The 15,139-nt window shown below is 64.5% G+C and carries 16 protein-coding genes; 15 read left to right on the top strand and 1 reads right to left on the bottom strand.

Features of this window, described 5'->3' with window-relative positions; translation table 11 throughout:
• Nucleotides 1–75 precede the first annotated feature (75 nt).
• From AO692_RS23950 to AO692_RS23905, 10 genes are all read left to right on the top strand, one after another.
• Nucleotides 76–708: an isoprenylcysteine carboxylmethyltransferase family protein gene (locus AO692_RS23950; RefSeq protein ID WP_054312572.1), complete on the top strand. Its 633-nt coding sequence runs from the start codon at nt 76–78 to the stop codon at nt 706–708.
• A 171-nt stretch (nt 709–879) separates the two neighbouring features.
• A complete protein-coding gene (rpmI, locus tag AO692_RS23945; protein ID WP_027166935.1) occupies nt 880–1,083 on the top strand; it encodes a 50S ribosomal protein L35 in 204 nt (67 codons plus the stop codon).
• Between the two features lie 33 nt (nt 1,084–1,116).
• Nucleotides 1,117–1,518: a 50S ribosomal protein L20 gene (gene rplT, locus AO692_RS23940; protein WP_024924238.1), complete on the top strand. Its 402-nt coding sequence runs from the start codon at nt 1,117–1,119 to the stop codon at nt 1,516–1,518.
• A gap of 158 nt (nt 1,519–1,676) precedes the next feature.
• A complete protein-coding gene (gene pheS, locus AO692_RS23935) occupies nt 1,677–2,774 on the top strand; it encodes a phenylalanine--tRNA ligase subunit alpha (RefSeq protein WP_054312571.1) in 1,098 nt (365 codons plus the stop codon).
• Complete coding sequence (locus tag AO692_RS23930) at nt 2,771–3,202, top strand: ASCH domain-containing protein (protein ID WP_054312570.1); 432 nt, start codon at nt 2,771–2,773, stop codon at nt 3,200–3,202. The genes pheS and AO692_RS23930 overlap by 4 nt, the downstream gene beginning before the upstream one ends.
• Nucleotides 3,199–5,604 carry a phenylalanine--tRNA ligase subunit beta gene (gene pheT / locus AO692_RS23925; RefSeq protein WP_054312569.1) on the top strand — a complete coding sequence of 802 codons (2,406 nt, stop codon included), beginning with the start codon at nt 3,199–3,201 and terminating at the stop codon, nt 5,602–5,604. The genes AO692_RS23930 and pheT overlap by 4 nt, the downstream gene beginning before the upstream one ends.
• A 27-nt stretch (nt 5,605–5,631) precedes the next feature.
• Nucleotides 5,632–6,474 (top strand): aldo/keto reductase, encoded by an 843-nt coding sequence (locus tag AO692_RS23920; RefSeq protein ID WP_054312568.1) that lies wholly within the window; start codon nt 5,632–5,634, stop codon nt 6,472–6,474.
• A 193-nt stretch (nt 6,475–6,667) separates the two neighbouring features.
• Entirely contained in the window at nt 6,668–7,678 is a 1,011-nt protein-coding gene (locus AO692_RS23915) for a Tim44 domain-containing protein (RefSeq protein ID WP_054312567.1), read from the top strand.
• Nucleotides 7,679–7,790: 112 nt separating this feature from the next.
• Nucleotides 7,791–8,393, top strand: coding sequence for a nucleotidyltransferase family protein (locus tag AO692_RS23910; RefSeq protein ID WP_054312566.1), 603 nt, complete (start codon nt 7,791–7,793; stop codon nt 8,391–8,393).
• A gap of 40 nt (nt 8,394–8,433) precedes the next feature.
• A complete protein-coding gene (locus AO692_RS23905; RefSeq protein ID WP_054312565.1) occupies nt 8,434–8,730 on the top strand; it encodes a hypothetical protein in 297 nt (98 codons plus the stop codon).
• A 291-nt stretch (nt 8,731–9,021) separates the two neighbouring features.
• On the opposite strand, the gene AO692_RS23900 is transcribed toward AO692_RS23905, so the two are convergent.
• Nucleotides 9,022–10,017, bottom strand: a complete 996-nt coding sequence (locus AO692_RS23900) for an aldo/keto reductase (protein WP_054312564.1) — start codon at nt 10,015–10,017, stop codon at nt 9,022–9,024.
• A gap of 130 nt (nt 10,018–10,147) precedes the next feature.
• On the opposite strand from AO692_RS23900, the gene AO692_RS23895 reads away from it, so the two are divergent.
• From AO692_RS23895 to AO692_RS23875, 5 genes are all read left to right on the top strand, one after another.
• Nucleotides 10,148–11,047, top strand: a complete 900-nt coding sequence (locus AO692_RS23895; protein WP_054312563.1) for a LysR family transcriptional regulator — start codon at nt 10,148–10,150, stop codon at nt 11,045–11,047.
• 24 nt (nt 11,048–11,071) lie between these two features.
• Nucleotides 11,072–11,659: a cytochrome b gene (locus AO692_RS23890; RefSeq protein ID WP_054312562.1), complete on the top strand. Its 588-nt coding sequence runs from the start codon at nt 11,072–11,074 to the stop codon at nt 11,657–11,659.
• 56 nt (nt 11,660–11,715) lie between these two features.
• Entirely contained in the window at nt 11,716–12,297 is a 582-nt protein-coding gene (locus AO692_RS23885) for a YceI family protein (protein ID WP_054312561.1), read from the top strand.
• Between the two features lie 91 nt (nt 12,298–12,388).
• Nucleotides 12,389–13,375 (top strand): Gfo/Idh/MocA family oxidoreductase, encoded by a 987-nt coding sequence (locus AO692_RS23880; RefSeq protein WP_054312560.1) that lies wholly within the window; start codon nt 12,389–12,391, stop codon nt 13,373–13,375.
• A gap of 61 nt (nt 13,376–13,436) precedes the next feature.
• On the top strand, nt 13,437–15,095 hold the full coding sequence (locus tag AO692_RS23875) for an FAD-binding dehydrogenase (RefSeq protein WP_054312663.1): 1,659 nt from the start codon (nt 13,437–13,439) through the stop codon (nt 15,093–15,095).
• The last annotated feature ends 44 nt before the right edge of the window (nt 15,096–15,139 follow it).

The raw sequence follows: 15,139 nt of genomic DNA, 5'->3' as shown, positions 1-15,139 counted from the left end.
CACAAACAGGCCCGACAAATTCCGCAAACGGGTCCAATAACAACGCGATCGCAGTTCTGCGGTCGGGTTCTTCCCATGCCCACTACCCCATCATCCGAGGCGCTCGAGGCATTGGGGCGCTATCAGCGCCGACGGCGCGGCGGTCTTGCTGTCCTGATCACTGTTTTCTTCGGATTGCTCGTCTTCAGTGGTTCACTGCATGACGAACTCACGCATGAGCGGATAGAATCGACTGGCCTTGCCCTGATCCTCGTCGGCATTGGTGGCCGGCTCTGGTCGATCCTCTACATCGGTGGGCGGAAATCGGCGGAGCTGATTTCGACCGGCCCCTATTCGGTGATGCGCAATCCGCTGTATTTCTTTTCCACGATCGCGGCCGCCGGCATTGGCGCCCAGACCGGCAGTGTGGTGGTGACGATCGCTTCCACGCTGCTCTGCGCGGCCGCGTTTCAAATCGTCGTCTTGCGGGAAGAGCGTTATCTGAAGTCCGTGCTCGGCGCGCCTTACGAGGATTATCTGCGGCGCGTACCGCGTTTTCTGCCAAATCCCTTTCTTTACCGGGATCAGACCGAAGTGACGTTCACCACGCGCATCTTCAATCTCACCTTGCGCGATGGGCTGATGTTCCTGGCTGCCATCCCCTTCTTCGAATTGATCGAGGAGGGTCAGGAGAACGAGCTGGTCCCGATCCTGTTCTGGCTGTATTGATGCCGGAGCGTCGGCGGGGATTGCGCGGCCGGCGTCTTTGCAGTATAGGGCCGCGTTCCAGAAAAACCGCCCGGCAGGGCATGCCGTGGCGGTTTCATTTGCTTTCCAGGCTTTGGTCGGTCCGGAAACAACAACAAGAGGTGCTTCAAGCCCTCGCATAGGAGTAGCAAAATGCCCAAGATGAAGACCAAGTCCGCCGCCAAAAAGCGGTTCAAGATCACTGCGACCGGTAAGGTCCTGTCGGCTGCGGCCGGCAAGCGTCACGGCATGATCAAGCGCAGCAACAAGTTCATTCGCGATGCCCGCGGCACGATGGTTCTTGCTGAACCGGATGGCAAGAAGGTCATCAAGAACTTCCTCCCGAACGGCCTCTGAGCCGGCTGCGCCCCAATTTAAGGAGATCATGACATGGCACGCGTAAAGAGAGGCGTTACCGCCCACGCCAAGCACAAGAAGGTCCTGAAAGCCGCCAAGGGTTTCTACGGCCGTCGCAAGAACACCATCCGCATCGCCAAGCAGGCGGTCGAGAAGTCGCTGCAGTACGCCTATCGCGACCGCAAGGCGCGCAAGCGTAACTTCCGCGCGCTCTGGGTACAGCGCATCAACGCCGCTGTCCGCGAGCACGGCCTGACCTATGGCCGCTTCATCGACGGTCTCAACAAGGCCGGCATCGAGATCGACCGCAAGGTCCTGTCCGACATGGCTATCCACGAGCCGCAGGCTTTCGCCGTGCTCGTCGGCAAGGCCAAGGTCGCGCTCGAATACCTGAAGAACACCACCCCGAATGCTTTTGAAAGCGCTGTCGCTTAAAGACCAGCGTCTTCCCAAGCTTTTCGAAATCTGATTTGGGAAACCCGCGCTGGCACGGCTGGCGCGGGTTTTTTCTTATGTCGCGCTCGAAATAATCAAATTGGCTATCAGGCAGCTCGCATCGGCTGCCGCGTAGTCCCGATCGAAAGAGTTTTATCGTGAACGCCAACGCTGGAAATCTCGAAGTCCTGGAGAGCGCGCTGCTTGCCGACATCGCAGCTTCTGCCGATGAGCAGGCCATCGAGGCCGTGCGCATCGCTGCCCTCGGCAAGAAGGGCTCTGTCTCGGAGCTGTTGAAGACGCTGGGCGCGATGACCGCCGAGGAGCGCCAGGTCCAGGGCCCGGCGATCAACGGGCTGAAGAACCGCGTCACCGAGGCGCTGGCTGCACGCAAGGCCGAGCTGAAGAACGCCGCCGTTGCCGCCCGCCTCGTCGCCGAGACGGTCGACGTCACGCTGCCGGTGCGCCAGTCGCCGGCGGAGCGCGGCCGCATCCACCCGATCAGCCAGGTCGTCGACGAGATCGCCGCCATCTTCGGCGACATGGGCTTCGCGATCGCCGAAGGCCCGGACATCGAGACCGACCACTACAACTTCACCGCGCTCAACTTCCCCGTCGGCCATCCGGCGCGCGAGATGCACGATACGTTTTTCCTGCAGGCGGCCGAGGGCAACGAGGCCAGGCTCCTGCGCACCCATACCTCTCCCGTGCAGATACGCACCATGGAGGTGCAGAAGCCGCCGATCCGCATCGTCATCCCGGGCAAGACCTACCGTATGGATTCGGACGCGACCCATACGCCGATGTTCCACCAGCTCGAAGGGCTGGTCATCGACCGCACGGCCAACGTCGCCAACATGCGCTGGGTGCTGGAAGAATTCTGCAAGGCCTTCTTCGAGGTTCCGAGCCTGAAGATGCGCTTCCGCCCGTCCTTCTTCCCGTTCACGGAACCGAGCCTGGAAGTCGACATCCAGTGCGACCGCTCGCGTCCGGGCGAAGTGCGCTTCGGCGAAGGCAACGACTGGATGGAGATCCTCGGCTGCGGCATGGTGCATCCCAACGTGCTGCGCGCCGGTGGGCTCGATCCGGACGAATACCAGGGCTTCGCCTGGGGCATGGGCATCGACCGCATCGCCATGCTGAAATACGGCATGCCGGACCTGCGCGCCTTCTTCGACGCCGATGTGCGCTGGCTGTCGCATTACGGCTTCCGCCCGCTCGACATGCCGACGCTGTTCGGCGGCCTCAGCACATGAATGCCGTTGCCGATCCCTATGCCAAGGCCGTGACCTTCACCTTCGGTGACAGTCCGGAACTGGCGGACGAACTGCTGGCGCTGGTGCTGGCAGGCCGCAAGACCGCGACCTGCGGCGCCTTGCGCGACTTCGGCGATCACGAGCCGGTTCCGGCGGTTGGACGGCGCGACGTCGTGCTCGATGGCCAGGGCCGCCGTGCGGCGGTCATCGAGACGATGGCTGTGGAGATGAAGCGCTTCGACGAGGTCGACGCCGCCTTTGCGCGCGAAGAGGGCGAAGGCGACCTGTCTTACGACCACTGGCGTGAGGCGCATGAAGCCTATTTCGCCCGCAATGGCGGTTATTCGCCCGAGATGATTCTGGTTTGTGAGCGGTTCCGGCTGGTGGAAGTGCTCGACCGCAACGATACGAAACGAGTGAACCCATGAAATTCACCCTCTCCTGGCTCAAGGATCATCTGGAAACCGATGCCACGCTGGACGAGATCGTCGAGCGTCTGACCTCGATCGGCCTCGAGGTCGAAGCGGTCGACGACAAGGCGGCGCTGAAGCCCTTCGTCATCGCCAAGGTGCTGACGGCTGCCAAGCATCCGGACGCCGACAAGCTGCAGGTGTTGAGCGTCGACATCGGCTCCGGCGCCCCGGTACAGGTGGTCTGCGGTGCGCCGAACGCGCGCGCCGGCCTGATCGGCGCCTTCGCTGCGCCCGGCACCTATGTGCCCGGTATCGACGTCACTCTGTCGGTCGGCAAGATCCGCGGCGTCGAAAGCCACGGCATGATGTGCTCCGAGCGCGAGCTCGAATTGTCGGACGAGCACAATGGGATCATCGATTTGCCGCAGGATGCGCCGGTCGGCACATCCTTCGCTGCCTATGCCCATCTCGACGATCCGGTCATCGAGATCAACCTGACGCCGAACCATCCGGAAGCCACCGGCGTCTACGGCATCGCGCGCGATCTCGCCGCATCGGGCCTCGGCAAGCTGAAGACCGCGCCGGTCGAGCCGGTTGCAGGCAAGGGCGCCACCCCGGTCAAAGTCAGGATCGAAGCGCCGGATCTCTGCCGCGTCTTCGCGCTCAGGCTGGTACGCAACGTCAAGAACGGCCCGTCGCCGAAATGGCTGCAGCAGCGGCTGATGGCGATCGGGCTCAGGCCGATCAACGCCCTGGTCGACATGACCAACTACATCACCTTCGATCGTGGCCGTCCGCTGCACGTCTTCGACGCCGCCAAGGTCGCGGGTGACCTGGTGGTCCGGCGCGGCAAGGAAGGCGAAAGCGTGCTGGCGCTCGACGGCCGCACCTATGCGGTGACCTCGGACATGTGCGTCATCGCCGACGACAACGGTGTCGAATCCATTGCCGGCGTCATGGGCGGCGAACATTCGGGTTGCGATGAGAACACCAAAGATGTGCTGATCGAGGCGGCCGTGTGGGAGCCGCTGACCGTGGCGCGCACCGGCCGCACGCTCGGCATCATCACCGACGCGCGCTATCGCAACGAACGCGGCATCGATCCGGTCTTCAACAGCCCCGGCATCGAGCTCGCCACACGCATGGTCATGGACCTCTGCGGCGGTGAGCCGGCCGAGGTCGAAGTGTCCGGCGAGACCGGCTTCACGCCGAAGGTGGTTTCCTTCCCGGTGTCGGAGGTGAAGCGCCTGACCGGCATCGAGGTGCCGAAGGCGGAGAGCCTCGATATCCTGACCCGCCTCGGCTTCGTCGTGAAGGGCGATGGCGACGTGGTCGAGGTCGCGGTGCCGTCCTGGCGCCCGGACGTCGACGGCAAGGCCGACCTGGTCGAAGAGGTGATGCGCATCCACGGCGTCGACGAGATCCGGCAACAGCCTTTGTCCAGCCATGGCGTCGTCAACGGCAAAATCCTGACCACGCTGCAGATCCGCACCCGCGCCGCCAAGCGCGCGCTAGCCGTGCGCGGCATGATGGAAGCGGTGACCTGGTCGTTCATCCCGGCCAAGCACGCCGAGTTGTTCGGCGGTGGCCAGAAGCATCTGAAGCTGGCGAACCCGATCGCCGCCGAAATGTCCGACATGCGGCCGTCGCTGCTGCCTGGCCTCGTCGCCGCGGCACAGCGCAACGCCGATCGCGGTTTCAGTGATGTCGCCTTGTTCGAGGTTTCCGGCACCTATGAAGGCGATACGCCGGAAACACAGCGTCGTGTCGCCGCCGGCGTGCGTCGCGGCACCGCGAAGCTCGACGGTTCCGGCCGTCACTGGGCCGGCAATGCGCAAGGAGTCGGCGTGTTCGATGCCAAGGCCGACGCCCTCGCGGTGCTGGAAGCCTGCGGCGCGCCAGTCGACCGGCTGCAGATCGAGACGGGTGCCCCGTCCTGGTACCACCCGGGCCGTTCCGGCGTCATCAAGCTCGGCCCCAAGGTCGTGCTCGGTCATTTCGGCGAGTTCCACCCGACCGCGCTGGAGGTGCTCGACGCTTCCGGCCCGCTCTGCGGTTTCGAGGTGTTCGTCGACGCCATCCCGGAGCCGAAGGCCAAGCCGACGTGCACCAAGCCGAAGCTGGAGCTCTCGGCCTTCCAGGCGGTGAAGCGCGACTTTGCCTTCGTTGTCGACAAGACGGTCGAGGCTGGTACGCTGACGCGGGCCGCCCTTGCCGCCGACAAGAAGCTGATCACCGGTGTTTCCGTCTTCGACGTGTTCGAAGGGGCAGCGCTCGGCGCCGGCAAGAAGTCGATCGCCATCGAGATCTCGATCCAGCCGGTGGAAAAGACGCTGACCGACGAGGATTTCGAAGCGCTCGCCAAGCGCGTGGTCGAAAACGTTGCCAAGCAGACCGGCGGCGTGCTGCGGACCTGACAGGTCCTGTTCCAAGGGAGAAAAACGATGCCGGCGATCCGTACCACACGACTTCCCGCCGGCGTCGATGTTCCGGTGCTCGGCCAGGGCACCTGGTACATGGGCGAGGACAGGCGCCGCGCGGCTGACGAAGTGGCGGCGCTGCGGCTTGGCCTGGATCTCGGCATGACGCTGATCGACACCGCCGAGATGTATGCCTCGGGTGGCGCCGAGGAGGTGGTGCGCGACGCCATTGCCGGGCGCCGCGCCGAGGTCTTCCTTGTCTCAAAGGTGTTGCCGTCGAATGCCTCGCGCCAGCGCACGATCGCAGCCTGCGAGGCCAGCCTGAAGCGGCTGGGTACGGACCATATCGATCTCTACCTGCTGCATTGGCGCGGTGGCGTGCCGCTGGCCGAGACGGTCGAAGCCTTCGAGGTGCTCCAGGCTGCCGGCAAGATCGGCCATTGGGGCGTCAGCAATTTCGATGTCGACGACATGCGGGAGCTGACAGACGTGTCCGGCGCCGCCGCCGTGCAGACCAACCAGGTGCTCTACAATCTGGAAAGCCGCGGCATCGAGTTCGATCTTTTGCCGGCCTCGCAGCAGGCGAGCATTCCGGTGATGGCCTATTCGCCGATCGGGCAGGGCGGGTTCACCGGCGACGACAGGCTTGCCGCGATCGCCGGGCGTCACGGTGTCAGCACCACACAGGTGGCGCTGGCCTGGGTGCTGCGCCACAAGGGCGTCATCGCCATTCCCAAAGCCGTAAAGCCAGAGCATGTGCGCGCCAATCGCGCGGCCGCCGATCTCGTCCTGACTGAGGCGGATCTCGCCGAACTCGACGCGGTCTTCCCACCGCCGCGCCGCAAGGTGCCGCTGGAAATGATCTGACGGCGAAAGTTCGCGGCTCGCTTCGACCGATTTCGGCATATCCGCCCTTGCAAAGCAGCCGTCCGCCTCCCACATCCCATGCGCGGGCCGGGCCCCTCTGACGTTCGTGCAAGACACGACGTGATGTCGGACCGCTGAATTGGGCCCGCTTTTTCAAAAAACTCACCGGAGCGGGTTGTGGGAGAAGGACCCGATGATCTCTGGCAAGACACGTTCATTCGCATTGTTGGCCACGCTTCTGATGGCGTTTACGCTGGTGTCGACCGATTTCGCCGACGCCCGGCGCGGCGGCAGCTTCGGCAGCCGTGGCACACGCACGTTCCAGTCGGCACCGCCGACACGCACCGCGCCGAACACGACCGCTCCGGTCGAGCGCTCGATGACGCCGAACACCGGACCGACCGCGACCACGCGGCAGCAGCAGCCTAATATGGCGCAGCAGCGCCCCGGCCTGTTCGGTGGTTTCGGCGGCCTGATGCGCGGCATCCTGATCGGCGGCTTGCTGGGCGCGTTGCTCGGATACGGCTTCGGCGGCATGGCCGGCGCGCTTGGCTTCATCGTGCAGCTCCTGCTGGTCGGCCTCGTCGTCATGCTGGCGCTGCGCTTCTTCCGCTCGCGCCAAACACCGGCGACCGCGACAGCGAGCGGACCCGCCGCCAGCGGCCCGGACGGCCGCGAGATGTTCGGACGCATGGCCAACCGTGATGCTGCAGAGGACGAGCGTCCTGCCGGCAATGGCCGCGCGGGCTCGTTCTCCATCCCCGGCTTCGGGACCCAGTCGGCCCCGGCCTCGCAGGACATCGAACTGGAAAAGGACGATCTCGACAGGTTCGAGCGCATGCTGGACGAAGTCCAGACCGCCTTCGCCAAGGAAGACCATGCCGGCCTGCGTCGCCTGACGACGCCCGAAATGGTGTCCTACTTCTCGGAGGAGCTGGCCGAAAATGCCCAGAACGGTGTCCGCAACGACGTTGCCGACGTACATCTGGTCCAGGCCGACATCGCCGAAGCCTGGCGCGAGGACAACCAGGATTACGCCACCGCGGCCTTCCGCTACGAGTCGGTCGACGTGATGCGCGACCGTAAGACCGGCAAGATCGTTGAGGGCGACGAGGAACTCACCGAGACGACCGAGCTGTGGACCTTCACGCGTCCACGCGGCGGCGACTGGAAGCTGTCGGCGATCCAGGAAGCGACTGCTTAATCTTGGAGCAATCCCGGGAAAAGTGTTGCGGCCCGCGAGACATCGCGGGCCGCAACTGCTTTTGGCGTGACGTTGCGTTGCCCAAACCGACGAATCGCCGTCATCTCGGTCCATGAACCACCTGCGCCATTCCGGCCTGCCCTTTGCCGAGCAGGCTGCTGCCCTGAAGGCTATCCTTCGCGCCGACCCGATCGTCTGGGAGGCACTCATGCTGAGCCGCGGCCTCGACCTGCCGGACGGGATGGTCGTCTCTGGCGCGATTTACAACAGCGTCTGGAACAGCCTGACAGGCAAGCCGCCGGGCCACGGCATCAAGGACGTCGATCTCTTCTATTGCGACGGCTCGGACCTCTCCTACGAGGCCGAGGACGCCGTTATTCGCCGCGCGACGGCGCATTTCGAACGCCTGCCGCTGCCTGTGGAAGTGCGCAACCAGGCGCGGGTGCATCTCTGGTATCCGGACCGTTTCGGCCGCGCCTGCCCGGCCTATCGTTCCAGCGCCGAGGCGCTCGGCTACTTCGCCTCGCGCACCCATGCGGTGGGCGTGCGCCTGACACCGGAGGACGCTCTCGAGGTCGTCGCCCCTTTCGGACTCGACGACATCTTTTCCTTCCGCATCACGCCGAACAAGGTCATGGACAATCGCGACACCCACAGGACCAAGGGCGAGAGGGCCGTGGGGCTGTGGCCTCAGATCACGGTCGAGCCGTGGTGACCCGATCGCTTACAGGTTCTGCGTCGTCGAAAGGCACACAATGCGCATTCTTCTCATCCTCGGCGCCCTCATCGCTGGAACGATCGCCGGCATTTACCTGTTCGGGATGATCTGGCGAACCACTGCTCAGGAAGGAGCGGTGGCGATGATCGTCGGAGGCGCTACGCCGGTTGGCCTCGGAGCCTGGGCGTTTCTCGGCACAAAGGGAGCTGACGGCCAGCGGCCAAGCCTCGGCAATGTGCGGACCTGGTTCGCTCTCTTGGGTATAGCCGCGGCCGCGGCCGGGCTCTTCGTGCTGTTGATTACAGCTCTTTTCCTGGTGGTTCAGCGCGGCTAGCCGGGCCTCAGATCACGGTGAAGCTGTGGCGAGCGGCGAACGCTGCATGTCCCTTCTCCCCTTGTGGGAGAAGGTGGATCGGCAACGGCGGCTTTTGCCGCCGGAGTAGCGCCGAGACGGATGAGGGGTGCTGGAAGAAATGAGGCTTAGCAGAATCATATGCTTAGCATCAAACTAGGCAGATAATCGGGAACGCAACTCTCCGTCCAACACCCCTCATCCGACCTCGCCTCCGGCTCGGCCACCTTCTCCCACAAGGGGAGAAGGAAAGACCGAGCAGATAACAGCCGATCAGCCGTTGACCAGCGCCAGCGCTTCTTCCGTGTAGCGCTGGCCGACAACCTTGTCGGGGGACAGCGCGTTGCCGATTTCGGCGACTTCCGCTGCGGTCAGTGCGATCGCGGCTGCTCCTGCATTCTGCTCCAGGTGATGGATCTTGCGGGCGCCGGGGATCGGCACGATGAAGTCGTCCTGATGCAGCACCCAGGCCAAAGCGAGCTGGGCTGCCGTCACGCCTTTTTCCTTGGCGAAGCGTTCCAGCACGGCCACGACCTTGGCATTGGCGTCCAGCGCTTCGGGTTGGAAGCGCGGCAAGGTATGACGCCAGTCGTCTGCGCCAAGCTGCTCCGGCTTGTTGATCGTGCCGGTCAGCAGGCCGCGTCCCAGCGGACTGTAGGGCACGAAACCGATGCCGAGCTCGCGGCAGACGTCGAGGATCTCCTCTTCAGGATCACGGCTCCACAGCGAATACTCGCTTTGCACGGCGGCGATGGGATGCACGGCATGGGCGCGGCGCAGTGTTGCGGCGCTCACTTCCGAAAGGCCGAGCGCACGTACCTTGCCTTCCTTCACCAGTTCCGCCATCGCGCCGACCGTGTCCTCGATCGCCACATTGGGGTCGACCCGGTGCTGGTAGAAGAGATCGATGACATCGGTATCCAGCCGGCGCAGCGATGCTTCGGCGACGGCCTTGACATGTTCGGGCCGGCTGTCGACGCCGATCATGCGTTCGATGCCGCTGCCCTGCTCGGAAATCTTGAAGCCGAATTTGGTGGCGATCGTCACCTTGTCGCGTATCGGCTTCAGCGCCTTGCCGACCAGGATCTCGTTGTCGAAGGGGCCGTAGACTTCCGCCGTGTCGAAGAAATCGACGCCGATGTCGACGGCGTGCCGGAGCGTGCGGATCGCTTCCGCCTCCTCCTGGCCGCCATAGGCGAAGCTCATGCCCATGCAGCCGAGGCCGACGGGGAAGACTGTGAGTTCGGTTCCGAGTTTACGCTTCTGCATCGCGATGCTCCTTGGTCTCAATGGTTGCGATGCGAGAGAGATAGCGCCTTGCCTTATGTTCGATAATTACTTCATAAGTGTACGAGCTGTTCTAAAAATTAGAACAATTGCCAATCTTGAAGTCAGAACAATGGATCGCAGTCATCTCGCCCAGCTTGCCGTGCTTGCCGCCGTGGCGGACAGAGGCAGCTTCCGTGGCGCCGCCCGCGACCTGGCGATCGCGCCTTCGGCCGTCAGCCATGCCGTGTCCAGTCTGGAGGCCCGCCTCGGCGTGCGGCTTCTGGCGCGCAGCACACGCTCGGTCGCACCGACCGAAGAGGGTGCCCGGCTGCTCGAACGGTTGCGGCCGGCACTGTCCGAGATCGATCTGGCGCTGGAGGCGGCGGTCGAGGCCAGGGACCGTCCTGCCGGCAATCTGCGGCTGACCGTGCCGCGTACAGCCCTCAACCTTGTGCTGGCGCCGAAGCTCGGAGCTTTCGCAAAGGCCTATCCCGAGATCGTCCTCGACGTCGTCATCGAAGATCGTTTCACCGACGTCGTCGAAGGTGGCTTCGATGCCGGTGTGCGGCTGGGCGAAAGCCTGCAGCAGGACATGGTTGCCGTGCGCATCGGCCCACAGATCCGCAGCGCCGTCGTGGGGGCCCCATCCTATTTCGCCAGAATGCCGAAGCCGAAACACCCGCGCGACCTGGTCGGCCACCGCTGCATCCGCTTCCGCTTCTCGAGCGGGGTGCTCTATCGCTGGGAATTCGAAAAGGACGGCGAGGAGATCGAGTTGCCGGTACAGGGGCCGCTCATCCTCGGCGTCGACAGCGCCATCGTCCGGGCGGCCATCGACGGCGCCGGCCTCGCCTTCGTCTTCGAGGAGTATGCCGCACAGGCGCTGGCAGCCGGGAGCCTGGTGCGGGTGCTAGAGGACTGGTGTCCGCCCTTCGACGGCTTCTTCATCTACTATCCGAGCCGCCGCCAGATGCGGCCGGCGCTGCGGGCCTTCGTCGATTTCTTCCGCTGGCGAGACCGGGATGATTGACCGCCTCTCGGTCGTTCATCTGGCATGGCGCTTTTGATCGGCAACACACAGGCTCGCTACGGCTGGATCGCGATCCTGCTGCATTGGCTTATCGCCTTGCTGTTCATCGCCCAGATCGCGCTTGGCCTCGCCATGGTTCGTATGACCAGCCAGCGCAGCGCCTTCGAACTCATCCAGCTGCACAAGTCGATCGGCTTCCTGCTGCTTGGCCTTGTCGTGCTGCGGCTCGGTTGGCGGCTCGCCAATGTCACGCCACGACTTCCCGCCGGAACCGGGCTTCTGGAGAGGCGGGCAGCTCCGATCGCTCATTTCACGCTCTATGCACTGCAATTCGCCCCGCCGCTCACCGGCTGGGCGCTGGTGTCGGCTTCCGTCCTGGAAATCCCCAGCATGCCGTTCGATCTGTTCGTGATGCCCAACCTGCCTGTTCCTGTCTCGGACGCGAGCGAAGCCTGGTGGGGGGCGACACACGCCTATCTGGCTTACGCAGCGGTCGGCCTGGTAGCGGTGCATGCGCTGGCCGCATTGCGGCATCACTTCTGGCTCGGAGACACTGTTCTGGTGCGCATGATCTCGCCCTCACGCCGGTGTGATGGCGACAAGCCGGAATAGACGCCTTTCGTCGTGCGTTGACGTTGTGGGTGCCGCCATTCAGCCGGGAAGCTCCGATGCCAATTCGCAATTCCGTTGCCGCTACGCTCGCCGCGATTGCCATCGCCATTCCCGCCGCTCGCGCTGCCACCTCGCTCTCCGAAGCGGGTGGCCGCTATACGATCAGTCAGGCGGGGTCCAGCATCCGCTTTTCGATCGGAAAGACCGGCGGCGGCAGCCTGGACGGTGCCTTCGCGCGTTTCTCCGGCAACATCCGCGTTGACAATGCCAGCGCCGACCGCTCCGAGGTCAACATCACCATCATGCCCGCCAGCGTCGGGACCGGCCAGGGCCGCATCGACGCTTTCCTGCGCTCGGACGCCGTCTTCGATGCCGCCAATGACCCGGAGATCCGCTTCCGCTCCACCAGCGTGCGGCGTACCGGCGAGACATCGGCAACGATCACCGGCAATCTCACGGCCCGTGGCAAGACCATGCCGGAGAAGTTCCAGGCCGAACTCAAATCCTTTCGTGGCGGCACCATCACCTTCCGTGTCACCGGCAAGGTGCTGCGCTCGCGCTACGGCATGGATGTCGGCACGCCGATCTATTCCAACGTCGTCGAGTTCGACATGACGCTTTCGGGCCGGCGCGGCTAGGCTGTTGCCGGAAAGTTGCCGCAACGGCACTGGTTTTTCAGCGCGTTTCGCGCAAGTCTCGCGAGCACAGAATCTTGCGAGGAAATGCCGGATGTTTCGTTGGGGTGTGTTGTCGACGGCCAAGATCGGTCGCGAGCAGGTGTTGCCGGCCATCGCCGATTCCAGCAACGGCGTGCTGACCGCCGTGGCCAGCCGCGACGTTGGCAAGGCCCGGGCATTGGCGGATCGTTTCGGCGCGCCGCACGCCTTCGGCTCCTATGACGAACTGCTGGCGTCGCCGCATGTCGACGGGGTCTACATTCCCGTGCCGACATCGCAGCATGTCGAATGGGCGGCCAAGGCGATCGAGGCGAAGAAGCACGTGCTGGTCGAGAAGCCGCTGGCGCTCGACGCCAAGGACATCGCACCGCTGATTGCGCTGCGCGACCGGCACAAGGTGCTGGTCTGCGAAGCCTTCATGGTCATCTATCATCCGCAATGGATCAAGGTGCGCGAGCTGATCGCCAGTGGCGCGATCGGGCGGCTGCGCCAGGTGCAGGGTTGCTTCACCTACTACAATGTCGATCCCGCCAACATGCGCAACCAGCTCGATCTCGGCGGCGGCGGCCTGCTGGACATCGGCGTCTATCCAGTCGTCTCCACGCGCTTTGCGGCTGACCGGGAGCCGGTGCGGGTGCAGGCGACGATCGAGCGCGACAAGACCTTCGGCACCGATGTCTATTCATCCGTGCGCGCCGATTTCGGCGACTTCGAACTGTCCTTCTATGTTTCGACGCAGATGGCCGGGCGCCAGTCGATGGTGTTCCACGGCGACAAGGGCTTCATCGAAGTGGCGTCGCCCTTCAACGCCGGCGTCTATGATCACCACCGTGTCGAGCTGCACAACCAGAACCATGCCGAGGCGCAGATATTCCGCTTCCCGGGCGTGCAGCAGTACAAGCTCGAAGCCGAAGCTTTCGTGCGCGCAGCACTTGGCGGCGGTGACCGCGTCTTCACGCTGGAGGAATCGGTGCTGAACCAGAAAGTCATCGACGCGATCTTCCGCGCCGGCGACAAGGAAGGCTGGGAGACGGTCTGACAGCTACGTTGCCCTGGCTGGGAGGAAAGGCCGGGAAACGACGCAACGATGGGAGGGGATGTTGGCTTACGACGCGGATGTCATCATCGTCGGCGCCGGCCTGGCTGGGCTGGTCGCGGCGGCCGAGCTCGCGGAGGCGGGCAGGAAAATCCTTGTCCTCGACCAGGAACCGGAACAGTCGCTCGGCGGCCAGGCCTTCTGGTCGTTCGGCGGGCTGTTCCTGGTCGACTCGCCGGAGCAGCGGCGCATGCGCATCCGTGATTCTCACGACCTTGCCTTGGAGGACTGGCTGGGTACGGCCGCCTTCGACCGCCCGGAGGACCATTGGCCGCGTGAATGGGCGAAGGCCTATGTCGGCTTCGCATCAGGCGAAAAGCGCGCCTGGCTTTCCGAGCGCGGCATCAAGTTCTTTCCCGTCGTCGGCTGGGCCGAACGCGGCGGCGGCAATGCCGTCGGCCACGGCAATTCGGTGCCGCGCTTCCACGTCACCTGGGGCACCGGCCCGGGCGTGATCGAGCCCTTCGTGCTGCGGGTGCAAGAGGCTGCGAAACGGGGGTTGGTCACGTTCAAATTCCGGCACCGTGTCAGCGAATTGACCAGAAGCGGCACGGCAGTCGATGGCGTGCGCGGCGAGGTGCTGGAGGAAAGCAGCGTCGGGCGTGGCCAAAAGAGCTCGCGCACGGCAACAGGTGATTTCGCCTTCAAGGCGCAGGCCGTCATCGTCGCGTCAGGCGGCATCGGCGGCAATCATGATCTGGTGCGGCAGAACTGGCCGGAGCGACTGGGCAAGGCGCCGAAGCGCATGATCACCGGCGTTCCGGACCACGTCGACGGGCGCATGCTGGCGATCACGGAAAGCGCCGGAGGTTCGATCGTCAACCGCGACCGCATGTGGCACTATGTCGAGGGCATCAGGAACTGGGCGCCGATCTGGACCGACCATGCCATCCGTATCCTGCCCGGTCCGTCGTCGCTGTGGCTGGATGCGCGCGGCAAGCGGCTGCCGGTGCCGCTCTATCCCGGCTTCGATACGCTGGGCACGCTCGCCCACATCATGAGGTCCGGCTTCGATTATTCCTGGTTCATCCTGACCGAGAAGATCATCCGCAAGGAGTTCGCCTTGTCGGGGTCGGAGCAGAACCCGGATCTCACCAACAAGAGCTGGCGCCAGGTGCTGCAGCGCGCCACGTCGGGCATTCCCGGCCCGGTCAAGGCCTTCCTCGACAAGGGCGAGGACTTCATCGTCGAGCGCGAGTTGCCGGCGCTGGTCGCGCGCATGAACGCGCTGGCCGGTGGCGAGCCGCTGCTCGATGTGGCTGAGGTCGAGCGCGAGATCCGTGCCCGCGACATGCAGCTCGACAATCCCTTCTCCAAGGACATGCAGGTGATCGCGCTGCGTGGCGCCCGCAGCTATCTCGGCGACAAGCTGATCCGCACCGCCAAGCCGCACAAGATGCTCGATCCCGCCAACGGGCCGCTGATCGCGGTGCGCCTCAACATCCTCACCCGCAAGACGCTTGGCGGCCTGCACACCGATCTCGACAGCCGGGTGCTGGGCGCCGACGGCCAGCCAGTCGAGGGTCTCTATGCCGTGGGCGAAGTGGCCGGCTTCGGCGGCGGCGGTGTGCACGGCTATGCGGCTCTCGAAGGCACCTTCCTCGGCGGTTGCATCTTCTCGGGCCGCAGCGCCGGCCGCGCGGCGGCGAAGGGCGTGCGTTAGGTTCGCGCTCTTCCTACGGCAGGGTAATCGCATAGGGTTGCGAA

This window comes from Mesorhizobium sp. 1M-11, from assembly GCF_001303895.1.
Taxonomy (GTDB): domain Bacteria; phylum Pseudomonadota; class Alphaproteobacteria; order Rhizobiales; family Rhizobiaceae; genus Mesorhizobium.
Note: the sequence above shows the minus strand (reverse complement) of the source record. Positions and strands in the feature narration are given on the sequence as shown.